Source organism: Syntrophobacterales bacterium (assembly GCA_019429105.1).
Classification (GTDB): Bacteria; Desulfobacterota; Syntrophia; order Syntrophales; family UBA5619; genus DYTH01.
The window spans coordinates 1-21,269 of the sequence record JAHYJE010000043.1 but is presented as its reverse complement, the minus strand read 5'-3'; the positions used below and the strand labels follow the sequence as shown (position 1 = coordinate 21,269).

Sequence of the window (21,269 nt, the reverse complement as noted above, 5' to 3'; positions counted from 1 at the left end):
ACCCGTTCGACGGCGACAACATAAGCCGCCTGCCGCATGTTGACCTTGTACTTTTTCGAGGTGTCGAGCACCGAGTGATAGGCGGTCGTCATCTTCTGGTCGAGGCGTTTATATACCTCTTCCTCCTCCCAGTAGTACATGTAGAAGTTCTGAACCATCTCAAAGTAGGAAACGGTAACGCCGCCGGCATTGCAGAGGAAATCCGGAATCAGGTGGACGCCGTTTTTGTAAAGAATCTCATCAGCCTCCGGCGTTGTAGGCCCATTGGCAAGCTCGGCAACGATCTTGGCGCGGACATTGGGGGCGTTGGCGCCGGTAATCACTCCGTCCAGGGCGGCAGGAAAGAGGATGTCAACATCGAGGGACAGCAGTTCCTCGTCGCTGATCGATTTGGCGCCGGGGAAATCGCACACCGTTGATGTGTGCGCCTTGTGACTTGCCACCTTATGCGGATCGAGTCCGTCATCGGACAGGATGCATCCCTTCGAATCGCCAACAGCGACAACCTTGGCCCCGTAAAGCTTTTCGGCAAGGTAGGCAGCGTAGTATCCGGCGTTGCCGAACCCCTGGACGGCGATCGTTGCGTTGGCAAGGTCAATGCCCAGTTCCTTTGCCGCCTCGCGAACCGTGACGAGGCCGCCTCTTGCAGTCGCGTCGCCGCGGCCCTTGGAACCACCGATTGAAAGGGGTTTCCCGGTAAGAAGACCGAACTGGTTTTTCCCGGAGATTTTGGAATATTCGTCCATCATCCAGGCCATGATCTGGGGGGTTGTGTAAACATCCGGCGCCGGAACATCCTTGTCTGGCCCGATGATTGGCGCGACCTTGTTGATATAAGCCCGGCTAAGCCGCTCCAGCTCACCCTGCGACAGCTCTTTGGGATTGCAGATTATCCCGCCCTTGCCGCCGCCAAGCGGCAGATCGAGCAGTGAGCATTTCCAGGTCATCCAGGCGGCGAGGGCGCGGACGGTATCGACGGTTTCCTCGGGATGAAAGCGGATTCCGCCCTTGCAGGGGCCCTTCGCGTCATTGTACTGGATACGGAACCCCTGGAAAACCTTCAGGGAGCCGTCGTCCATCCGCACCGGAATAGAAACGTGCAGTTCCCGCGACGGAACCTTCAAAATTGCCTGCACACCGGGGTCGAGGTTTAGTATCTTCGCGCACTGATCAAGCTGTTTCTGCGCAACCACAAACGGATTTTCTTTTACCATTTTCCCTACCTCCTTTAATAAATTTACTGCTTCCCTTGTTTGTCAAGAACGTCCAATCATTATGGAACTACTGCTATCACTCATATTTTCATCCGGCACAAGCGACCGCTGCGGACTATTCTCGCCTCAATTTTAACCGCTAACCATTACGCCGGAGATATTTATTCATCGGCCACACATTACCGTCACATCGGAATATCATTGCCGTATAAGCACGCCCTCAATTTTCGGAATCCTTACCAAGCTCTTTGTTCACTGTCAAGTTTTTTAGTAAATGTATTGTATTATAGAAGGGCAACATAAAAAATCGCAAAAATAAAAATGCTTGACTTTAAATTGCATGCTCGGCGATATTGGCAATTATGCCGATTGTACTATCAATGATTGCCGGATAGGTTAAATACTTTTCGGCGAACAATTGAGTGCTATTGGGGGAATCGGGAGGTGCTTTTATTCCAAACTATCAAGTTGACATACCGTTGTCATATATGTTTACCTGTGCCGCAATGAGCGAAATAAGAGGGAAAAGACTATGGAAGACAAGAAAAAAAGAAAAGAAATTCTAATCTTGAATGTTATGAAAAACGCGAAAGACCCGCTCAGCAGTTCTCGGGTTGCCGAGGAGCTGGCAGCTCTCGGCCATGAGATCAGCGAAAGGACGGTGCGTCTCTATTTGCAGAAGATGGTTGCCGAAGGCTTGACCGACAGTAACGGCAAAAAGGGGCACGCCATCACCGTTCGCGGTATGGAAGAACTCCAATCCTTTCGGATTATCGAGCGTGTCGGATTTTTATCCTCCAAGATCGACCAATTGACGTACCGGATGGATTTCAATCTGAACACTGCCGCCGGCTCCGTTCTGATCAATGTGACCGTGGTGGAACCAGGCCTGCTGGCCAAGAATATACCCATGATCTCAAAAGTTTACGAAAACGGTTATGCCATGGGGCAGCTTCTGGCGTTTTTGGGCCCCGGCGAAAGCTGTGGATACATCAAGATTCCCGAAGGAATGATCGGGATAGGGACCGTCTGTTCCATTACCCTCAATGGAGTTATGCTGAAGCACGGCATTCCGGTTACATCGCGATTCGGCGGGCTCCTGGAAATGGTGGACAAAAAGCCGGCCCGCTTTGTTGAAATCATCATGTATGATGGAACAAGCATCGATCCTCTGGAGATTTTCATCAGAAGCGGCATGACAAATTACCTTGATGTTGTGCGGACGGGGAACGGCAGGATTGGGGCCAGCTTCCGGGAGTTCCCCGCGGGAAGCCTCGAAGCGGTGGAGCAGCTTACGGAGAAGCTGGGAAGGATCGGGCTCGGGGGGCTGGTAAAAATTGGCAAGCCCGGTCAAGCTGTTCTTGACATTCCCGTAGCGGAGGGCCGCATCGGGGCAATCATTATCGGGGGGCTGAATCCCGTGTCTATTCTCGAAGAAACCGGGGTTCGCGCCTATTCAAGGGCGATGGCGGGCCTTATCGATTTCAACAGGCTCTTCCGATACGAAGAGATGGAAAGCCGCATCAGGGATTACCTAAAATAAAGGAGGGAAAGATTATGATAAAGGCAATGAGAGGATGCTTGCATCATAGAAACTGAAACCGTGTCGAGCGGTTTGCCCGCCCTCGATCAGGTAGTTCAGGGACTAAGGCTTGGCGACAACGTTGTCTGGCGAGTTGAGAACATTGATGATTACACTCATTTTACCGAGCCGTTTATACGACAGGCGATAGCGGAGGGGCGGCGGTGCATTTATCTGCGCTTTGCTCCGCACAGCCGTATGGCGGTCTGTTATCTTGAATGAAGCGCTTGCCCGCCTTTCAACCTCAACGCGGTTGGATGATGCGTTTATCGACGCTAAAGGAGCTGTCCCGCTTTTTCTTCGCCAGATTCTTCATCTCGGAAGCGGCGCCTGTCACCTGTCCGAAGTGAGTAAGGCTCCGTCCTGCCGTATCGGTAACGCCGATAGCAAGGCTGATGAACGGAAAAGACATCAAGACGCCCCGACGATCCACTGAGTCGATGCCGTTATTTTCCCTGTCCTGGGAGTCATAAAAGGTGGGGATTATATGATCGAAGGCTTTGATTACATCGCGGCAAGCATCCTGGATAAGACTTTTTTCCATAATAAAAACAAAATCATCCCCGCCGATATGTCCCACAAAACTTCCCGTCGGCTGTTTGCTTTTGACGATATTGAGAATGATGCGACCGGTTATTTTAAGCACCTCGTCGCCGCGGGAGAAGCCGTATCTGTCGTTGAACGGCTTGAATTCTGAAAGATCAGCGTACGCAAAGGCAAAGCCTTCTCCTTTGTCCAAACGCCTTTGTATTTGTCGGTTGATGGAGATATTCCCCGGAAGCCGGGTCAATGGATTGACTTCAACAACGCGGTTGTAGCGGGTCACTGCCAAATTGACCCGCAAGAGCAGATCCCGCCCGAGATCATCCTTCCTTAGATAATCCTCAACGAGGATACTTTCCCACGCCTCGGCAAGGGGTTCCTCCCTGAAGACGGCAATAACCGGTATCTGGCTGAACAGTGGATCTTCCTTCACGCTGCTTAGCCTCGGCACCGTCGCTTCGTCCCCGCTGACGATCTCCACGATCACTATGTCGGGGATCTCATTGAAGATGAAATCAAGTGCGGAAAGCGCCATTTTTGGGAAAGCCACATGCCGACCGCCGCATGGGTTTCCCGAAAAACCGCTATTTCCGCCTTGCTTACGGAAACGCGCCTCTCCGCTGCATCTTTCATCACTCCTTCATATGCCTGCGGAAACTCCATAATCAGAATGATCTTGCCGATGTCGTGGATGAGAGCGGCTATTGCCACCTCTTCCGGATCGCTTACCCCCTTTTTCTCAGCGATAGACCGGGCGATAACGGCGCAGCCGAGGGAATGTTCCCACAGGCCGTCCATTAATTTCTGCATGATGTCAAAAAACGAAATCCCCAGCAGCATTCCCTTGATTACGTTGAGTCCCAGCAGCATAACTGCGTGCGAAACAGAGAAAATACGTCCCGGGAAGCCGTAAATGGCCGAATTGACCATCCTCAACACCCGGGCGGCCAGGGCCGGGTCCGCGGAGATGAGGTGGCCAATCTCATCCAGGGTAACGTGCGGTTTTTCCAGAATTTGGGAAATTCTTTTCAGTGAACCCGGCGCCGTCGGCAGCGCTCCGATATTCTCTATCCGCGTTCTTTGCTTGGTAATATCGATTATTTCCAAAATACCTTAACCCTCATGCATATAGTTTCTCGATATGGATACGCACCATATTTTTTAATGTTTCCATATAGGGTTCTTTCAGAACTGCTGCAAATCGTACATCGAGTGCGGCGAGCGCCTCAGAGATGGGCATAAGCGGCTCGGAGGCGCCTATCCACACGCCGTCAATCCCCATTGCTGCAAGACGATCTATCCACTTTTCGTTAAGTTCCGTCCCCTCGGCGAGCAAAATCATCCCGTTGCTTCCCTGGATCGGCTTTGTTAAAACCATGCCAGGCGTTATCTTGTCGGTAGAAATTTTTGGCATAAGCCCCCTTTTTCCCGTTGGCGCTGTAAAAAACTTTTTAGCGTTCGGCACATAAGATATTGTTTAAAAATAGAGGTAATTGCAAAACTCCGTGTCATGCCCGAGTGTTTTTGTCGGGCATCCATGATTTCAAATAGTTAAAAAATGGATTCCCGCCCAGAAGCGTTGCGGGAATGACAGCGTTGGGAGTTTTGCAATTGGCTCAATAATCAATATTTTTTCCACAGCGGCAGCTGCTTTTGCACGGAGATTGAGCGGCGAATACCGTGGCGCCGGGGAAGAGTCGGGGAAACGTTTATTTAATGCAATATTAATGAATCTGTCATAATATTGAAACAAAGCGCAGTTAAAATACCCGCGCTAATAAAAGGCGCACTCTACAAGAGGCGCCGTCAGGAGAAAAGCGGAACGTATAATGAACAGAAGGTTTAAAGAGATCATCATCAAAAATGTTTTTGCCTTTTTTGCAATGCTTTCGCTTTTGGCGCTGGCGCTGATTGTCTATTTCCTCTTTCGGGAAGGACTCCCGCTCTTCCATCTGACGTCCTTGCAGGATTTCCTGTTTGGCCCCCTCTGGTATCCGACCGATGAGCCGCCGGCGTACGGGATCTGGCCCCTGATCGTGGGTTCGGTTATTGTTACATTTTTTTCGTGCCTGCTGGCTGTTCCGTTCGGGATTCTTTCCGCGATTTACATAGCGGAAATGGCCCCGCGGCAAATCAAGGAGGCGCTTAAAGCCGTTATCGAACTGCTGGCCGGTCTCCCCTCGGTGGTGCTCGGTTTTTTCGGGATGGTTATCCTGGCGCCGTGGATGCAGCAGACGTTTGATCTGCCGACGGGGCTCAATATTGTGAATGCCTCGCTGATGCTTGCCTTGATGGCTATCCCGACGATCTCCAGCATTTCCGAAGACGCCCTCCATGCGGTTCCGCGCGATTTCAAGGAGGCAGCCTACGCCCTCGGGGCAACAAAATATGAGACAATCACAAGGGTGGTCGTTCCGTCGGCGCTTTCCGGAATCTCCACAGCGGTGATCCTGGGAATGGGGCGGGCGATCGGGGAGACGATGGTGGTCTTGATGGTAGCCGGAGGCGCTGCGGCGCTTCCGAGAAACATTTTTGATTCCGTGCGGCCGATGCCGGCGAGCATCGCCGCGGAAATGGGAGAGGCGCCTTTCCAAAGCGGCCACTATCATGCCCTTTTCGCCACCGGGATTGTGCTTTTTGTTGTTACCCTTGTTTTTAACCTGATTGCCGATCATATCTCCAACCGCTTTAAGGAAGAGGGGTCGGGCACGTTGTGAACAGTGAGAATCCGCAGGAAGTAAAAGTGATGCGTACCGTTCATAAAGCGCGATATCTGCGGCAGGCCCTTTTTTTTGGCCTCGTGCGGCTCGCGGCTTTTACTATAACGCTGGCGCTTCTGGGGATCCTTGCCTTTCTGTTTGTCAATGGTTTTCGGGCGATCTCCTGGGATTTTCTGACGCTGCCCCCCACCGATTCGATGACGAAAGGCGGGATCATGCCGGCTATCGTGGGCACCTTGTATCTGACCTGCGGGGCAATTGCCGTCGCCCTGCCGCTGGGGGTGGTTTCCGCCGTTTATCTGATTGAATATGCCAAACAGGGCGCCTTTATCCGGATCATCCGAATCGGCGTCAATTGTCTGGCCGGGGTGCCGTCAGTTGTTTTCGGACTCTTCGGCCTCGGTTTTTTTGTCGTCTTTCTCCATTTCGGCTCCAGCATCCTCGCAGGCTCCCTGACCCTCGGCATCCTGATTCTGCCGACCATCATCGGGGCGTCGGAAGAGGCGTTGAAAGCGGTTCCCCAGACCTTCCGGGAGGCATCACTGGCCCTGGGGGTCTCCAAATGGCGCACTATTGCAAGGATTGTTTTGCCGTCAGCGGTTCCCGGCATTCTGACCGGTTCGATTCTCGGCATCGGCCGAGCGGCAGGGGAGACGGCGCCGATCATGTTTACGGCGGCGGCCTTCTATACCGCCGTTCTGCCGAAGTCCTTATTTGACGAGGTGATGGCGCTGCCCTATCATATCTACGTGCTGGCGACCGCCGGCGCCAACATAGAGCAGACCCGGCCGCTGCAGTACGGGACGGCGCTTGTGCTGATTGCCCTGGTTCTGGGAATAGATCTTGTGGCGATAGTTATCCGCAGCGTTATTCGCAGAAAGAAAAGGTGGTAAGCTTGGAAGAAAAAGTAATTGTCAGGGCAAAAAACGTTGATTTTTTCTACGGATCCTTCAAGGCGCTGTCGGATATCACGATCGATTTTGAAAGGAACAAGGTGACTGCCCTGATCGGGCCTTCCGGCTGCGGGAAGTCAACCCTGCTTCGGCTTTTCAACCGGATGAACGACCTGATCGACAAAACCCGTGTCGAAGGCGAAATCCTGTTCGAAGGGAAAAACATCTACGCCCCGGAGGTTGATCCGGTACAGATCCGCCAGCAGATCGGCATGGTTTTTCAGAAGCCGAACCCGTTTCCGAAATCCATTTTTGACAACATTGCCTTCGCGCCGAAACTGGCGGGAATTACGGATAGGGATTCACTCGAAGCCCTCGTGGAGGAAAGCCTGAAACAGGCCGTTTTATGGGACGAGGTTAAGGACATCCTGGGAAAGTCGGCGATGACCCTCTCCGGCGGCCAGCAGCAGCGTCTCTGCATCGCAAGGGCGCTCGCGATGAAGCCGGAGGTGTTGTTGATGGACGAGCCGACGTCGGCGCTGGATCCGATTTCGACCGCCAAGATCGAGGAGCTGATCGATGAACTGAAGGAACACTACACGATCATCATCGTTACCCACAATATGCAGCAGGCGGCGCGAGTTTCGGAATTTACCGGTTTCTTTTACATAGGCAAACTGATAGAATTCGGCAAAACTGAAAAGATATTCACCACCCCGGATGTGAAGCAGACGGAAGACTACATTACCGGGCGTTTTGGATAGAGCAGGAAAAAGATCGGAGAAAAAATGGAAGAGACGCGGCATACCAGCCGGGAATATGAACGGGAGTTGCAGGCAATTCGGGACGGACTGCTGTACCTCGGCGCAAAAACGGAAAAGGCGCTGGAGTTGGCGATCAAGGCGCTCCTGGAGCGAGATACCGCCGTAGCGCGGGAGATTATCAAAGGCGATGACCAGATCGACCGTCTCGATATCGAACTGGAGGAGCGGTGCATCCGCATTCTTGCCCTGCGACAGCCGACAGCGCGCGACCTGCGCTTTATTACGACGGCGATCAAGATCACCGGCCATCTGGAGCGGATCGGCGATATGGTGGTCAACATCGCCGAGAAGGCGATTATTCTTAATGATTTCCCTCAGCTCAAGCCGTACGTTGATTTGCCCCGGATGGGGGAGATAAGCAGGGAGATGATAAGAAACAGCCTCGACGCGATGGTGCGGCAGGACGTTGACCTGGCGAGGACCGTGCGGGCGGAGGATGCGGTAATCGACAACCTTAACGAACAGATCTTTCGGGAACTGGTGATGTACATGCTGGCTGATCCCGGCAACATCAAGGTCAGCCTCTACATCATGCAAATTTCGAAAACCCTGGAACGCATCGCCGATCATGCCGAGGGGATCGCGGATATGGTCATTTACATGGTGACGGGGAAAATCATCCGCCACGAACCGCTCCCAGTGGGGAAAAATGAAGAGTCATCTCTCCAGTAAGTTTCTGATTTCGTTTCTTGTCGTTGGCATAGTGGTGTTCGCCACCGCCAGCATCTGGCTGCAAAGCGAACTCAAAAAGGAGCTGCTTGTCCGGTTCGAGGAAGAGCTGACGGCGGAGGCGGGCATCATCGCCACCATGCCGGTTGCAAAGATCAGGGCAAACGCTGAAAAACTCTCCCGCCTGGCGCGCGCGCGCCTGACCTTGATCGACGCCGAGGGAAAAGTTCTTGCCGATACGCTTTCGTCCCCCGGGAAAATGGAAAGCCATCTGAACCGTTCCGAGATTCAGGAGGCCCGTTTGAGGGGCAAGGGAGAAGCCTCCCGTTACAGCAGCACCCTCCAAGAGAAGATGTTCTATGTCGCTGTTCCGCTTGCTTCGGAAACCCCCGGCTATGTGCGCCTGGCCCGCCCGGTGACCGAAGTGGCCCTCCTTGCCGACGCAAAGGGGCGGATGTTTCTGGGGATCCTGCTCGCGATTATTATCATATACCTTCTGACTTCCGCATATCTTACCGTCCGGCTGCTTTCCCCAATCCGGAGATTGATTCTCTTTACCGGCCGCGTTCGCGCCGGCGATTTTTCCGGTTCGCTGCTGGTGAAAGCGCCGGATGATATTGGAGAACTTGCCGGAAACATTAAAGAGATGGTGGAATATCTGCGAGAGAGGCTCATGCGGGCCGAAGAGGCGCGGCACAAGCTCGAAGCGGTATTTGCAGGGATGGAAGAAGGGGTCATGCTGCTCGATGCCGAAGGCAGGATCGAGTCGCTGAATCGCAGCATGGAGATGATGATCGCCCGGCCGCAGGAAGAGGCGATTGGTAAAACGCTGATAGAGGTTTTGCGCAATGCCGGGCTTCATGATGCGTTGAAGCGCTTTCGGGAAACCGGAGAGAGCGTCTGCGAGGAGATCGCCATTGGCGATGAACATCCGGTCGTGATGAGCGTAACGATTGCGGCGCTGAACAGCGAAACGGGCGGAGGGCAAAAAATGCTGCTCGCTTTCAATGACGTAACCCGTCTCAAGGGTCTCGAACGGATTCGCACCGACTTCATCGCAAACGTAACCCACGAAATACGCACCCCGCTTACGGCAATCATCGGGTTTGCGGAGACGCTCCGGCAGGGGGCGCTGGAAAACCGGGAGATGGCAGGTAGATTCATAGACACGATCAGGGAAAACGCCGAGCGTCTTAACCGTCTGGTGGATGACCTTACGACGCTTTCCGTTCTCGAACTGGGGGAGGCGCGTCTGCAGCGCGAAGGGTTGTCCCTGGCGGAGGAGGTTAAAAGGGCGCTGCTCGTTACCGGGGGGAGGGCCGGGCAAAAGGGCCTGGCAATGCGGATGGATATTCCGCAAGACCTGCCTTTGATATTTGCCGATCGGGACCGGCTGACGCAGATACTCATCAACATAATAGATAACGCGCTAAAATTTACCCCGGAGGGCGGGATTATTTCCCTGACGGCGCTGCCGGAGGGAGATGATTTCCTGGCGCTGATAGTCGCCGATACCGGCCCGGGGATTCCGGAAGCGGAGCTTCCCCGACTGGGCGAGCGTTTTTACCGGGCGGACAAGACACGCTCCCGAAAACTGGGCGGCACCGGGCTGGGGTTGTCGATCGTCAAGCATCTGATGAAGGCCCACGGCGGCCGGATGAACATACAGAGCGCTCCGGGCAAGGGGACGACGGTTTCGCTTTCCTTCCCGGTTTTCAGAAAAACGGAGAACGCTCATGACTAAAAAGCAAATCATTGTTGCCGATGATGAGCAGGACATTCTGGAGCTGGTTTCCTTCAATCTGGAACAGGAAGGATTTTCCGTCATCAAAGCAGGAAACGGGCGCAAAGCGCTGGAGCTGATCAGGGCGAAAAAGCCGGATCTGGTTATGCTCGATTTGATGATGCCGGAAATGAATGGGATGGACGTCTGCCGGGCGGTGCGCGGAAACGCCGAAACAGCGGATATCCCCATAATCATGCTGACGGCGAAAGCGGACCCGCTCGACAAGATACTGGGGCTCGAGATCGGCGCCGATGACTACATCACCAAGCCGTTTCATGTCCGGGAAATGATCGCGCGGGTGCGCTCCCTCTTGCGGCGGTCCGAACGAAAAGCGCAGCTCGATGTTGATAAAGCGGATGACGACCAGCGGGAACTGCTTGCCTGCGGGGGAATCCGGATGGATTTGGGGTCGTACAGGGTGACTCTGGAAGGCAAACCGGTCGAACTCAGTTCCCGGGAGTTCAAACTCCTGCATTTTTTTATCTCCCACCCCGGCCGTGTTTACAGCCGCGACCAGTTGCTCGACCGCGTCTGGGGCGATGAAGCGTTTGTAGAACCCCGCACAGTTGATGTTCACATAAGCCGTCTGCGCAGCGTAATTGAACCGGACAAGGAAAAACCCCGCTACATCCTGACCGTGCGCGGCATCGGGTACAAGTTTGCCGAACCTTAATCGGGGTCAGTGTCGTATTTCATAAAGCTACTTTTATCGGCGAAAAAGTTATAGGTAAGGACCCTCTGCATGATGTATCCGATCTTGTCAGGGGCAGGTTGCTCCGACTGAAGTTCACAGCAAGAAAGAGAATGTTCAGAAATTAAGGAGGTCAATCAATGACAAACCGGGAAATGTTATTGAGGCAAGTTCCGTTGTTTCGATCGCTGCGCGCCGAGGATACCGGGCGTCTGGCCGCGCTTCTCCAAAGGCAGACGCTCTCTCGGGGAGAGTTTCTCTGCCGCAAGGGTGAAGAGGGAAACGCCCTTTATATGATTATCGCCGGAAAAATAAAAATCGTGCGTCATTCGATAAATGGCGACGAGGTGATCCTTGCAGTTCTTTCCGCCGGTGATTTCTGCGGCGAGATGGCCCTGCTCGATGGCCTGCCGCGTTCAGCCGACGCCGTCGCCGTAGAGGAAACATATCTCTACACTCTGACCCGAGCCGATTTTTTTTCGTGTGTAGCAAATAACGAAAGGGCCGTAAGGACTATACTTTCCACACTGTCGAAGCGTCTGCGCAAGGCTGATGACTTTCTTGAAGACATCTTTTTCCTGAATGTTTCCTCCCGGCTTGTGAAGAAGCTATTGGAAATTGTCGGCAATAACGGCTTTCAGGAGGCAGAGGGCGGCGTTATTCGGCTGAACATCACTCAGACGACCATCGCGGGGATGATCGGAGCTTCCCGGGAGAGCGTCAACAAAGAGCTGCGCAACCTCCGCGAGCAGGGGTTGATCGAAATTGCCGAAAAAAAGATCACGATTCTCGACTTCGACAAATTACGGAATAAGTTATTGTAAAGTATTGCGCTCCTCACTTTTAAGGCGGAGCGGAAAGGGCGATTTCTGCGAAAGAGCCGGCAATTATTATCCCCGTAAAAACTTGCCGTTGCGTGGGGCGCCTCCGAATTTTTTCATGCAATCTTCATCCTGATGTCATCATCCTGCAACAAAAAGATTATATATTCCACCAAAATTAAATACTTGGGAGGAAAATTATGAAAAGGTTCATAAAACAGACGGTAGTTGCAACAGCGTTTCTGATGGCGAGCGCCGGGGTGGCGTTTGCGGGGAATATCGTGATAAAGGGTTCCACAACGGTGCTCCCGATCGCTCAGGCGACCATTGAGGCATTCATGAAGAAGAACCCGGGCAGCAACATCTCCCTTTCCGGCGGTGGTTCAGGAGAAGGGTTCAAGGCGCTGGTGGATAAAACGGCGGATATCGCCAACATGTCCCGCGCAGCAAAAAAGCAGGAAATTGACCTGGGAAAGGCGAAAGGCGTAGAGATTTATCCGAACGTCGTTGCGATCGACGCTATTGTGCCGGTTGTCAATCACAAAAACAAGGTGAGCAATCTTAGCACTGATCAGCTCAGCCAAATCTATCAAGGCAAAATAAGGAACTGGAAAGAGGTCGGCGGCGATGATCTGGAGATTGTCGTTGTTTCCCGCGACAGCAGCTCCGGTACGTTTGAGGCATGGGGCGAGATCGTGCTGAAGAAGGCAAGGGTTTTTCCCCGCGCGCAGCTTCAGGCTTCGAGCGGCGCGATTGTCCAGGCCGTTTCCAAAAACAAATACGCGATCGGCTACATCGGCCTGGGCTATATAGACAAATCGGTGAAGGCGCTGAAAGTGAACGGAGTGGAGGCTTCCACTAAAACCGCCCTTTCCAAAGAGTATCCGGTAGCACGCGACCTTTACATGTACACAAAAGGAAAGCCCCAACGTGAAACGGCGGCGTACATCAATTTTGTTCTCAGCCCGGATGGCCAGAAGCTTGTACAAAAAGCTGGGTTTGTGCCTCTGTCGGCAAAGAAATAAAAGAGCCGGCTATTGGGCATGAAGTGGAAAAGGGCCGGTTCAAACTAACCGGCCCTTCATTGCAAATCAGGCGCTTGCCTGAAGCACAAAATTATCGTGGCGATACTCCACGAACCATTTCGCAAATAGATGTTTTTATGATATGAGGCCCGTCAATGATATCCGGAGAAAGGGATTGCAGATATGACGGAGACAGCTCAAAATAGCGCTTCCCAGCAGATTGACATTCATCACGACGTTCCTGAAACCCACTACCCGAAAGTGGCAGCGGAGCTGAATATTCAGCAAAGCCAGGTGGCGGCCACAGCTAAACTGCTTGCAGAAGGGGCAACGGTTCCGTTTATTGCCCGTTACCGCAAGGAGGCGACTGGCGCCCTCGACGAGGTGCAGATTGCCGACATCCGCGACCGGCTCGAACAGCTTGCCGAAATGGAGAAAAGACGCGGGGCAGTTCTCAAGTCGCTGGCCGAGCGGGAACTCCTGACCGACGATCTGTCAGTCCGCATTGCCGCGGCGGAAACCCTCTCCGTCCTTGAGGATATCTACCTGCCGTTTCGTCCCAAAAGGCGGACGCGGGCGACGGTCGCCCGGGAAAAGGGGCTGGCGCCGCTCGCCGAACTTATCCTTGCCCAGGGTGATTGCGACCCGCTTGCGGAAGCGGCGCCCTACGTCGATCCGGAAAAAGGGGTGGCGACTGTTGAGGAGGCCCTGGCGGGAGCGGGGGACATCATCGCCGAGATGGTCAATGAAGACGAAAAGGCGCGGGCGCGGATGCGGGCGTATTTTGCGGAGAAGGCCCTTTTCCAGTCACGGGTCATCGAGGGAAAAGAGACGGAAGGGAACCGTTATCGCGACTATTTCGCCTGGGAGGAGCCGGCGGCGAAGGCGCCTTCGCACCGGATTCTTGCAATGCGGCGCGGGGAAAAAGAGGGTTTCTTGACGATGCGCGTCGTCCCGCCGGAGGCGGAGGCAATTGCGCTGCTTACGGCCATATTTGTGACCGGGACGGGGGCCGCGTCCGGGCAGGTGCGTCTGGCCGTTGAAGACAGCTACCGGCGGCTTCTGGGAAGTGCGATGGAAACAGAAATCCGGGCGGTTACCAAAAAACGGGCGGATGCGGAGGCAATCCGTGTTTTTGCCGATAATCTTCGTCAGCTCCTGCTTGCCCCGCCGCTTGGCCAAAAGCGGATACTGGCAATCGATCCCGGTTTTCGTACTGGCTGCAAGGTCGTCTGCCTCGACGCCCAGGGGAAGCTTTTGCATCACGACGTAATCTTGCCCCACCTCTCGGAAAACATGCGAAAAGTTTCCAGCGAGACGGTGCAATCCCTTTGCCGGCGCTTCCGCATCGAGGCGATTGCCATTGGTAACGGCACGGCAGGCCGGGAAACGGAGACATTCCTGCGGGAGCTTAACCTGCCCGACACGATTCAGATTTTTATGGTGAATGAAAGCGGCGCCTCCGTCTATTCCGCCTCCAAAATCGCCCGGGAGGAATTCCCCAACGAGGATGTTACGGTGCGGGGAGCGGTTTCGATCGGGCGCCGACTCGCCGATCCGCTTGCGGAACTGGTGAAGATCGACGCAAAGGCGATCGGGGTGGGCCAGTACCAGCATGACGTCGATCAGGCGGAGCTCAAAAGAAGCCTCGACGATACCGTGATGAGCTGCGTCAACGCCGTCGGGGTAGAATTGAACACGGCCTCCGCCGCCTTGTTGGGCTATGTGTCGGGGCTGGGCCCGGCGCTCGCCGCAAATATCGTTGCCTGGCGCGACGAACATGGCCCTTTTTCCTTCCGGCAGTCCCTGCTGGATGTTCCTCGGCTCGGCGCGAAGGCCTTTGTCCAGGCGGCCGGATTTCTGAGGATTCGTGACGGCGAAAACCCGCTGGATGCAAGCGCCGTCCACCCGGAAAGCTATTCCGTTGTCGAAAAAATGGCGGCCGATCTGGACTGCGCGGTGAGCGATTTGATGCGCGACGAAGAACTGCGGCAAAAAATAGATGCAAATCTGTACGTTTCCGACGATATCGGTCTCCCGACATTGAACGACATCATGCTGGAACTCGCGAAACCGGGCCGCGACCCCCGCACTAAGCGCGAAGAGTTTCATTTTGCCGAGGGGATCGAGAAGCTGGAAAATCTTGTGCCGGGGATGAAGCTGCCGGGGATCGTGACGAATCTTACCGCCTTTGGCGCGTTTGTCGATATCGGCGTTCATCAGGACGGCCTGATTCACACCAGCCAGCTTGCCGACCGATTCGTAAAAGACCCGTCCACTGTGCTGAAAGTGGGCCAGATGCTTGAGGTTGCCGTCCTGGCGGTCGATCTGGAGCGCAAACGCATTTCGCTTACCCTGAAGAAAAATCCCGCGGCCGCGGCAAACAGGTCTGCCGAGCGAAAAAGCAGGGATGTCGCGGGTTCCGAAAAAACGTCTGTGCGCAGCAGTGATGACGGAAAATCTGCCAGCCCGGGCGGGAAATCATTCGAGCGCAATGCGCAGGATGATGTGCGGAGCGGCAAAGCGCTTCGGCAAGAAACGGGCCGGGCGCCAAGGCGGGAAGAAAACAAGTCCCATCAGCGTTTTTCGCCGGATAAAAAGGGTGACAAAAAACCGCCTCACGATAAGCGGCAACCCGAGAAGGTCCCGTTCAACAACCCGTTTGCGGCAGTTTTCGGCAAAAAAGAATAAGGGCTATACAGAGAATCCTATCTGTTCATCTATAATGGATATTATTTGATTCATCGTTACCGCCTTGATTTGGGCTATCGCATGAGTTCGACTTGATTCTCTTAGCTGCCAATCTGCAAGTTGCATATTTTTCGCCCAACGTTTGAAATAACCCGCCGGGGCCGGAACCCTGGCAGGAAAACCACAGACCGGATTACCCGGTCGGGTTAATTGATTTGTTAGGCATTTTTGGCACTCAACATTCAACGCGGCTCTTTCGAAAGTGCATATATCGCCCTCAAAGTTACGTATGCACCAACGAATCCGAGGTTCCAGCTCAGTAAGCTATGTAAAAATGAAATTTCCATTACTTGAGAAAGAGCCCGATAGATTCCGCCATAAGTGGGAAGTGCCATGCTTAGAACGACCGTAAACCAAGTTCCTGAGACCCAAGCGCCAATCCAACTGATGGGACAGGCGATCACAAAAATTACTCCGGCTATGATCATTCTTAGCGCCTTCATTCCAAATCCATTATTACTTTCGCTTTTCCCTCGACGTTAATACAATCTATCGCTGGTGGTCTGCCTACGGCCAGCACATCAGCGGCGCGAGGTACGATCGCCTGCCTGAATGCCAGTGTTGGGCGTCGGATCACTTATACACATATTCTGTATGTAACGCGAAAAACGTCCGCAAGAGCGTTATTCGCTGCGCATGCTCCGAAACGGTACGAAGTACCATTGACAGGGGGACACGATATCCTGCATCTGAAGGCATATACGAATCATCTGGCCATTGCCGGTTCTTCTCGGTATTCTCGGTTTCCGAATATGCTATGCAATCTGGGTCTGCAAGCAGTCCACTTTCAAGCTCCGCGTGGTAAATGCCTGCGTGCATGCCCAAGAAGAACATCGCGTCTTCATGTGCCATTCCGGAAGCAAATTTGCATAACCCGACCTGTTCCGCTATCGGCTCAAATGTGACAAAGAGAAGGTAATCGGCAAGCCACTCGACATAAGCAAGGAAGTCTTCTTGACTATCGCTTGTGTACAACGGTTGCCCATTTTCGTCATGCGGGTAACCGTTCGCCCGAAACTCCCTGGGCCAACGGGCACCGGAAAGGACAAAAGCTATTGGCACGGTGGTTTCCTTTCCCTTTCCGGGATGTGCGTCCTCAATGACGTCCAAAATGGACCACTTGCCATCCTTCTTCTCTTCCATAGCTATATTTCCTGTAAGCCGAAAGCTGCAATTCAGCGGCGCGGCTTTTTGCGTCCGCTGAAATTGCATTTTTATCTTTTCTTATTCATAAACGCGTATATTGCTCTATTAGTTCCGAATTTTCCTTCAATATCTATTGTCTCAAGTTGTTCAATATTGAATACACCTTCAAATAGCTCTCTCAATTCATTTTCAGATGAAAAATACAATTCAGTGTCAATGGGAGTTTTGCGAAACTTGCCTTTACCTCCGAACTGAGGACTATCTTCGCTAAAGCATACTGACATGTATTGACCACCGGACTTTAAAAGCTTTGAAACGTTACTGATATATTGCGCTCTTTGCTCAGGGAAAACATGGTGTAGCACCTCCCAGTCATATGCACAGTCGAAAGGTTTAGATGTATCAAAGTTATAGTCCATCACACTTGCCACAATAAAATTACATTTAATACCTTTTTCAAGGGCTGAATTCTTAGCAATTTGAATTGCGGATTCGGATATATCTAATCCTGTTGCATCAAATCCTTTTTTCGCGAGATAAAGAATATAGTTTCCTGCACCGCATCCTAAATCAATAATTTTGCATGGCTTTATTATCTCTTTTTCTACCAAATTAGTGAGAATCTGAGGCGGGTTCTTAATATTCCAAGGAATTATATCAAGTGGCATAGTGCTGTAAATTCTATTCATTTGATCTTTAATCATAAAAAAATATCCTAATTTACATCAAAGATAACGCTCAAGGTCACTGGCGTGGTGGAGCGCAGCGGAACCACGTCCAGTGCAGCGCCTCGTTAGACTTTCTTTGTGGGTAACCCAAGCCAAGCAAGAGGCAATTCGTTGAATTTGTAATGGCAATTTACACTGTGTATATAATCCAACACATCTTTGTATGCCGGTTTTTTGAACCAGTCATTCAGCACATAGACATATTCGACTTTTAATCCCAAGGGAGCAACCAATTTGAGATACTGTTTACGCTTAAAATCGCAAGTCTGTAATTTCTCATCAACAGATCCTGCTACCTGTTGATACTTGACTTCAATAATAAACAAGGTCTCACGAACGATAACAAGCATTGCATCATCCGGTAAAAGTTTTTTGGAAAGCATATTCTGCCAGTTGACTTTAGACTCATCAAGAAACCTATAAAAATCGTATTTTTTGAAGCACCGGGCAACTAGTTTTCCTTCAAAGAATAATCCCATGCCAGCCTTGTTGGGTATTTTGGCAACACTATATCCCGGAATTTTTTCTAAAAGTTTCTGAAAGTCAACTTTACTTTCAAAGTTCAACCCAGTAAGTGTATTAGCTCCACCTAAACCGCCTGTTTTCATCAAAACACCTCCGCAAAATCAAAGGAAGACAATCTTTTTTTAATTGCCATTTCAAGCCGTTTTGAAGACAAACCTACAAACTCATCTTCTAATTCACAACCAACAAATTTTCGTTCCAGCAATATGGAAGCAACGCCAGTTGTTGAACTGCCGGAGAATGGATCAAATACCAAATCACCTTCTCTTGTGCTTGCCAAAATAATTCTCTTCAGGAGTTGGACGGGTTTTTGAGTTGGGTGTTTTCCGAATTCTTTCTCATCGCCATTTGGGGCCGTCATAGACCAAACGGATTTCATTTGCTTGCCAGCGTTAATTTCACGCATTTTATCATAATTGAAACAGTGTTTTGATTTCTCATTTTTAGCAGCCCAGATGATTGTCTCTGTGGAATGCGTAAAATAGCGACAAGATAAATTGGGAGGAGGGTTAGGCTTTTCCCAAGTGATGTCATTAAGAATTTTCATACCCATTTGCTGCATGGCATAGCCAACAGAATGAATAACATGCTGTGTTCCAGAAACCCAAATAGTACCATTGGGCTTTAGAACTTTTTGACATCTTGACAGCCAAGTCATATTAAATTCATGATTAATTTCAGGGCCATTAGATTTGTCCCATTGGCCTTTATCAACCTTAACCATTTTTCCTGCATGACATGTAATGCCCCCGTTAGATAAAAAGTATGGCGGGTCGGCAAAGATTACATCGAACTTTCCTTCAGGATATTTTTTGATGATCATCTCCATAAACTCAATGCAATTGGCCTGATAAAGCCATACTCCAAATTCATCATTGTGAAACACGCATTGATTTGGTGAGTATTCGGATCTTTCCATAACCATCAAGGGTAAAGAATGGTTCTCTTCTGTTCCTTGGTATTTCATAACGTTACCTATCTAGTTTATAAGTTGCTTCTTTTTATAGAAGATTATTCTATAGTCAGCGATTCTAATAGTTCTTTAAGCCCTATCCATGACATGTTTCTTCCTTGGCCTGTTGGATAATTAACATCTTCCTGCCCCCAGATCCACTTATAGGCTTTTAAAAGAGCTTCTGGATTTTCGCCTATTGGATTGTTCAAGGCAAGAGAATTCAGAATATCATCAGGGTCTTCACCGTGATAGACCCTCTCAAATGCTTTAAGGATTTCAATAGTAGCAACCTTATCTGCTTTGGCTTTTTCAGTCAAATCTTCGTGTATTTGCTTATGCGATATTTGCCATAGAGTTTGCTCTACTGGATTATAAATGAAGACGAAAAAATCCTCTTTGCGCATTTTTCCCCATGCTTGTTTCCCACCGGGTTTCACAATCACAATTTTTCTTCCATCATTAATATCCTCAACCTCGTATCCACGATAGGGTATTTCTTCAAGTCTTTTTGCAAATTCATTCCGTTCGGCATTTTTTATTCTTAACTGTTTAATATCTATTGAATGTTTGTATATGTTTCGTCTTGTCGTTGCCATATCTATTCTTTCCTTGTGCTAACGACCAGGGTTGAGCCGCTGGGCGGGTGCGGGAAAGAGCCTTTGCCACAACTCCCACTGAAAGCGCGTGGAGCAGTCGAATTGGCGCGAGATTAGCCCAGTCGGCTCCAACCCGTGGTTAGGCCGCTCTGCCCTGAATTTGACGCTCTACTTACCATGCGTGGCGAGGCAACCAGTGCCTCGCCACGTCAAAGATCAATACTCCAGCAACTTGGGCAGCTCTTTGGCCTGAGCCACCCAATCCTGCACCATATCGAGGGTGGGTGCTCGACCTGCTAGTCTCTTTTGAGCGTTTGTCTCCAATAACTTGGTGTGCAAGTTGTCTGGACGGCGAGTTGCCAGTTCTTTGGCTGTGTCCACGCCAGCCTGTTCCAGCAGATCAGAGAAGACTCCACCGATACCCCGAACGCGAGCCAAGTCCGCCCGGTTAGCTAGTTCCAGGATAGCCCGTGACTCCACGCCTGCATGCTCAGCCAATGCCTTTCGTCCAGCGGGTGTCTGGGCTGTTCCGAGGAACTGATCGCTATTGTAGATCCCTTGCTCCTTCAGTTTAGCCTCTAGTTCGGTGTACATACCTTTGAGTTTGCCGATTGAGATAGCCATCGTTGTCTCCTTTCAAACATGAATTGTGAGTGGGCTACTTCTTGCCCAGGATACCTCCCAGTCCCTGAGCGAGATTCCCTACGCTTTTCGCCGATCCAGCACCGCCCAACACGCTGTCAATTTGCCCAGCGATGGGAGCCGGGATCTTTTCCTTGAGAAAGCCGATAACCGTTTCCACAGCTGTCTTGGCCTTCTCTTCGGAAAGACCGGTTTTCTGCGAAACCAGCTTGACCAATTCATCCATTGTTCTCACCTCCTTTCCAGTCGAGCTATCGTTGATCTTATGCCACTGACAGTTCAGCAGTGCAGTGTGCGCAGCGGGTGGCCTTGATTTGGATAGTGGACAGACAATATGGGCACTCTTTCGTCGTCAGTTCGGCAGGTGGTGCATCCTCTTCCCGCTTCAGTCGGTTGATGCTGCGGATGAGCAGGAACATCACCAAGGCGACGATGATGAAGCTGACGATGGCATTCATAAACACACCATAGTTGACCGTCACTGCGCCCGCCGCCAGTGCGTCGGCCAACGATGCGTAGGGCGCAGTCGGGGAGCCTGCCTTCAGTAACATGAACAGGTTGGCAAAGTCTACACCTCCCAACAGCAAGCCAACGGGAGGCATGATGATATCGTCAACCAGTGACTTGATTGATGATTGTGCCGAAAGCAGCACCGATGATGATGCCCACGGCCATATCAACCACGTTCCCACGCATAACGAATTCTTTGAACTCTTTCAACATGTTGGTCTCCTCTCTCGATTTGATTCTCACTGGGGGCCAGGCCAATCAATCACACCCGCCGACCACCTTTGAGTTCATCTTGCAACGCCTCAAGTTCATCCCACTTGCCAGCAACTGCCAGACCCGCCTGCTCCGGCCAGGTGCCAGGATCCGCCAACGCGGCAAGACCGGCCTCTGTGAGAATCTGCCTCAGCTGACTCAGATCGCTCACAGCCAGTTGAGGAAAGGTCGTGATGCCTGCCGCCCGAAGCACACTCGATATCTTTGGCCCAATCCCCTCGATGCGCTTCAAGTTATCCGGCGTAGGTGGCGCTGACTTTGCTACAGGCACGGCTGCTTCAGCGACACGAACAGGCGCTACTGCCTCAGCTTTGACTGTTGGGACGGCCTCTTCCTCGCGGCGACTGCGCAGCCACCACCAAAACAACAACCCTA

23 protein-coding genes and 1 pseudogene are annotated in these 21,269 nt (G+C 51.8%); 11 read left to right on the top strand and 13 right to left on the bottom strand.

Annotation, left to right across the window (positions count from 1 at the left end; genetic code table 11):
• On the bottom strand, window positions 1–1,214 hold a 1,214-nt coding region (locus K0B01_12600; GenBank protein ID MBW6486978.1), incomplete at its 3' end, for a Glu/Leu/Phe/Val dehydrogenase.
• Between the two features lie 532 nt (window positions 1,215–1,746).
• On the opposite strand from K0B01_12600, the gene K0B01_12595 reads away from it, so the two are divergent.
• Both K0B01_12595 and K0B01_12590 read left to right on the top strand, forming a co-directional pair.
• On the top strand, window positions 1,747–2,757 hold the full coding sequence (locus K0B01_12595; protein MBW6486977.1) for a DUF128 domain-containing protein: 1,011 nt from the start codon (window positions 1,747–1,749) through the stop codon (window positions 2,755–2,757).
• A 60-nt stretch (window positions 2,758–2,817) separates the two neighbouring features.
• Window positions 2,818–3,018 (top strand): hypothetical protein, encoded by a 201-nt coding sequence (locus K0B01_12590; protein MBW6486976.1) that lies wholly within the window; start codon window positions 2,818–2,820, stop codon window positions 3,016–3,018.
• Window positions 3,019–3,040: 22 nt separating this feature from the next.
• Here K0B01_12590 and K0B01_12585 read toward each other — a convergent pair whose 3' ends face one another.
• From K0B01_12585 to K0B01_12575, 3 genes are read right to left on the bottom strand one after another with little or no spacing between them, the layout of a single operon-like run.
• Window positions 3,041–3,889 carry a diguanylate cyclase gene (locus tag K0B01_12585; protein ID MBW6486975.1) on the bottom strand — a complete coding sequence of 283 codons (849 nt, stop codon included), beginning with the start codon at window positions 3,887–3,889 and terminating at the stop codon, window positions 3,041–3,043.
• Window positions 3,826–4,446, bottom strand: a complete 621-nt coding sequence (locus K0B01_12580; GenBank protein ID MBW6486974.1) for an HDOD domain-containing protein — start codon at window positions 4,444–4,446, stop codon at window positions 3,826–3,828. The genes K0B01_12585 and K0B01_12580 overlap by 64 nt, the downstream gene beginning before the upstream one ends.
• Before the next feature lie 13 nt (window positions 4,447–4,459).
• Window positions 4,460–4,753, bottom strand: a complete 294-nt coding sequence (locus tag K0B01_12575; protein MBW6486973.1) for a hypothetical protein — start codon at window positions 4,751–4,753, stop codon at window positions 4,460–4,462.
• 415 nt (window positions 4,754–5,168) lie between these two features.
• Here K0B01_12575 and pstC point away from each other — a divergent pair, with 415 nt between their 5' ends.
• The 9 genes from pstC (at window position 5,169) to K0B01_12530 (ending at window position 15,459) form a co-directional block, all read left to right on the top strand.
• Complete coding sequence (gene pstC, locus K0B01_12570) at window positions 5,169–6,056, top strand: phosphate ABC transporter permease subunit PstC (GenBank protein ID MBW6486972.1); 888 nt, start codon at window positions 5,169–5,171, stop codon at window positions 6,054–6,056.
• A gap of 29 nt (window positions 6,057–6,085) precedes the next feature.
• Window positions 6,086–6,952, top strand: a complete 867-nt coding sequence (pstA, locus tag K0B01_12565) for a phosphate ABC transporter permease PstA (GenBank protein ID MBW6486971.1) — start codon at window positions 6,086–6,088, stop codon at window positions 6,950–6,952.
• A complete protein-coding gene (gene pstB / locus K0B01_12560) occupies window positions 6,946–7,716 on the top strand; it encodes a phosphate ABC transporter ATP-binding protein PstB (GenBank protein ID MBW6486970.1) in 771 nt (256 codons plus the stop codon). The genes pstA and pstB overlap by 7 nt, the downstream gene beginning before the upstream one ends.
• Before the next feature lie 24 nt (window positions 7,717–7,740).
• The gene (gene phoU, locus K0B01_12555; protein MBW6486969.1) at window positions 7,741–8,448 is read left to right on the top strand and encodes a phosphate signaling complex protein PhoU; all 708 of its coding nucleotides are present in this window, start codon (window positions 7,741–7,743) and stop codon (window positions 8,446–8,448) included.
• On the top strand, window positions 8,426–10,189 hold the full coding sequence (locus tag K0B01_12550; GenBank protein MBW6486968.1) for a PAS domain-containing protein: 1,764 nt from the start codon (window positions 8,426–8,428) through the stop codon (window positions 10,187–10,189). The genes phoU and K0B01_12550 overlap by 23 nt, the downstream gene beginning before the upstream one ends.
• Window positions 10,182–10,904, top strand: a complete 723-nt coding sequence (locus tag K0B01_12545; protein ID MBW6486967.1) for a winged helix-turn-helix domain-containing protein — start codon at window positions 10,182–10,184, stop codon at window positions 10,902–10,904. Before K0B01_12550 ends, K0B01_12545 begins: the two co-directional genes overlap by 8 nt.
• Window positions 10,905–11,062: 158 nt before the next feature.
• Window positions 11,063–11,746: a Crp/Fnr family transcriptional regulator gene (locus K0B01_12540; GenBank protein ID MBW6486966.1), complete on the top strand. Its 684-nt coding sequence runs from the start codon at window positions 11,063–11,065 to the stop codon at window positions 11,744–11,746.
• 197 nt (window positions 11,747–11,943) lie between these two features.
• Window positions 11,944–12,768 carry a phosphate ABC transporter substrate-binding protein gene (locus K0B01_12535; protein MBW6486965.1) on the top strand — a complete coding sequence of 275 codons (825 nt, stop codon included), beginning with the start codon at window positions 11,944–11,946 and terminating at the stop codon, window positions 12,766–12,768.
• 183 nt (window positions 12,769–12,951) lie between these two features.
• Complete coding sequence (locus tag K0B01_12530) at window positions 12,952–15,459, top strand: helix-hairpin-helix domain-containing protein (GenBank protein MBW6486964.1); 2,508 nt, start codon at window positions 12,952–12,954, stop codon at window positions 15,457–15,459.
• Between the two features lie 633 nt (window positions 15,460–16,092).
• Here K0B01_12530 and K0B01_12525 read toward each other — a convergent pair.
• From K0B01_12525 to K0B01_12485, 9 genes and pseudogenes are all read right to left on the bottom strand, one after another.
• The gene (locus K0B01_12525) at window positions 16,093–16,662 is read right to left on the bottom strand and encodes a hypothetical protein (protein ID MBW6486963.1); all 570 of its coding nucleotides are present in this window, start codon (window positions 16,660–16,662) and stop codon (window positions 16,093–16,095) included.
• Between the two features lie 71 nt (window positions 16,663–16,733).
• Window positions 16,734–17,369, bottom strand: a complete 636-nt coding sequence (locus tag K0B01_12520) for a class I SAM-dependent methyltransferase (GenBank protein ID MBW6486962.1) — start codon at window positions 17,367–17,369, stop codon at window positions 16,734–16,736.
• 89 nt (window positions 17,370–17,458) lie between these two features.
• Window positions 17,459–18,001, bottom strand: coding sequence for a hypothetical protein (locus K0B01_12515; protein MBW6486961.1), 543 nt, complete (start codon window positions 17,999–18,001; stop codon window positions 17,459–17,461).
• Complete coding sequence (locus K0B01_12510; GenBank protein ID MBW6486960.1) at window positions 18,001–18,885, bottom strand: site-specific DNA-methyltransferase; 885 nt, start codon at window positions 18,883–18,885, stop codon at window positions 18,001–18,003. Before K0B01_12510 ends, K0B01_12515 begins: the two co-directional genes overlap by 1 nt.
• Window positions 18,886–18,929: 44 nt before the next feature.
• Window positions 18,930–19,469 carry a hypothetical protein gene (locus K0B01_12505; protein MBW6486959.1) on the bottom strand — a complete coding sequence of 180 codons (540 nt, stop codon included), beginning with the start codon at window positions 19,467–19,469 and terminating at the stop codon, window positions 18,930–18,932.
• A 216-nt stretch (window positions 19,470–19,685) separates the two neighbouring features.
• Entirely contained in the window at window positions 19,686–20,093 is a 408-nt protein-coding gene (locus tag K0B01_12500) for a DUF4332 domain-containing protein (protein ID MBW6486958.1), read from the bottom strand.
• A gap of 34 nt (window positions 20,094–20,127) precedes the next feature.
• Window positions 20,128–20,337, bottom strand: a complete 210-nt coding sequence (locus K0B01_12495) for a DUF2267 domain-containing protein (GenBank protein ID MBW6486957.1) — start codon at window positions 20,335–20,337, stop codon at window positions 20,128–20,130.
• A 37-nt stretch (window positions 20,338–20,374) separates the two neighbouring features.
• Window positions 20,375–20,834, bottom strand: a pseudogene (gene mscL, locus K0B01_12490) (large-conductance mechanosensitive channel protein MscL).
• A 49-nt stretch (window positions 20,835–20,883) separates the two neighbouring features.
• The coding region (locus tag K0B01_12485) for a DUF4332 domain-containing protein (GenBank protein MBW6486956.1) at window positions 20,884–21,269 on the bottom strand (386 nt) is incomplete at its 5' end.

What these genes read in the sequence shown, in the direction of transcription:
- K0B01_12500 (MBW6486958.1), bottom strand. Translation starts at nt 20,093, where the DNA reads ATGGCTATCTCAATCGGCAAACTCAAAGGTATGTACACCGAACTAGAG.
- K0B01_12525 (MBW6486963.1), bottom strand. Translation starts at nt 16,662, where the DNA reads ATGGAAGAGAAGAAGGATGGCAAGTGGTCCATTTTGGACGTCATTGAG.
- phoU (MBW6486969.1), top strand. Translation starts at nt 7,741, where the DNA reads ATGGAAGAGACGCGGCATACCAGCCGGGAATATGAACGGGAGTTGCAG.
- K0B01_12515 (MBW6486961.1), bottom strand. Translation starts at nt 18,001, where the DNA reads ATGAAAACAGGCGGTTTAGGTGGAGCTAATACACTTACTGGGTTGAAC.
- K0B01_12505 (MBW6486959.1), bottom strand. Translation starts at nt 19,469, where the DNA reads ATGGCAACGACAAGACGAAACATATACAAACATTCAATAGATATTAAA.
- K0B01_12545 (MBW6486967.1), top strand. Translation starts at nt 10,182, where the DNA reads ATGACTAAAAAGCAAATCATTGTTGCCGATGATGAGCAGGACATTCTG.
- K0B01_12495 (MBW6486957.1), bottom strand. Translation starts at nt 20,337, where the DNA reads ATGGATGAATTGGTCAAGCTGGTTTCGCAGAAAACCGGTCTTTCCGAA.
- K0B01_12530 (MBW6486964.1), top strand. Translation starts at nt 12,952, where the DNA reads ATGACGGAGACAGCTCAAAATAGCGCTTCCCAGCAGATTGACATTCAT.
- pstC (MBW6486972.1), top strand. Translation starts at nt 5,169, where the DNA reads ATGAACAGAAGGTTTAAAGAGATCATCATCAAAAATGTTTTTGCCTTT.
- K0B01_12535 (MBW6486965.1), top strand. Translation starts at nt 11,944, where the DNA reads ATGAAAAGGTTCATAAAACAGACGGTAGTTGCAACAGCGTTTCTGATG.
- K0B01_12510 (MBW6486960.1), bottom strand. Translation starts at nt 18,885, where the DNA reads ATGAAATACCAAGGAACAGAAGAGAACCATTCTTTACCCTTGATGGTT.
- K0B01_12575 (MBW6486973.1), bottom strand. Translation starts at nt 4,753, where the DNA reads ATGCCAAAAATTTCTACCGACAAGATAACGCCTGGCATGGTTTTAACA.
- pstA (MBW6486971.1), top strand. Translation starts at nt 6,086, where the DNA reads ATGCGTACCGTTCATAAAGCGCGATATCTGCGGCAGGCCCTTTTTTTT.
- K0B01_12520 (MBW6486962.1), bottom strand. Translation starts at nt 17,369, where the DNA reads ATGATTAAAGATCAAATGAATAGAATTTACAGCACTATGCCACTTGAT.
- K0B01_12550 (MBW6486968.1), top strand. Translation starts at nt 8,426, where the DNA reads ATGAAGAGTCATCTCTCCAGTAAGTTTCTGATTTCGTTTCTTGTCGTT.
- K0B01_12595 (MBW6486977.1), top strand. Translation starts at nt 1,747, where the DNA reads ATGGAAGACAAGAAAAAAAGAAAAGAAATTCTAATCTTGAATGTTATG.
- K0B01_12540 (MBW6486966.1), top strand. Translation starts at nt 11,063, where the DNA reads ATGACAAACCGGGAAATGTTATTGAGGCAAGTTCCGTTGTTTCGATCG.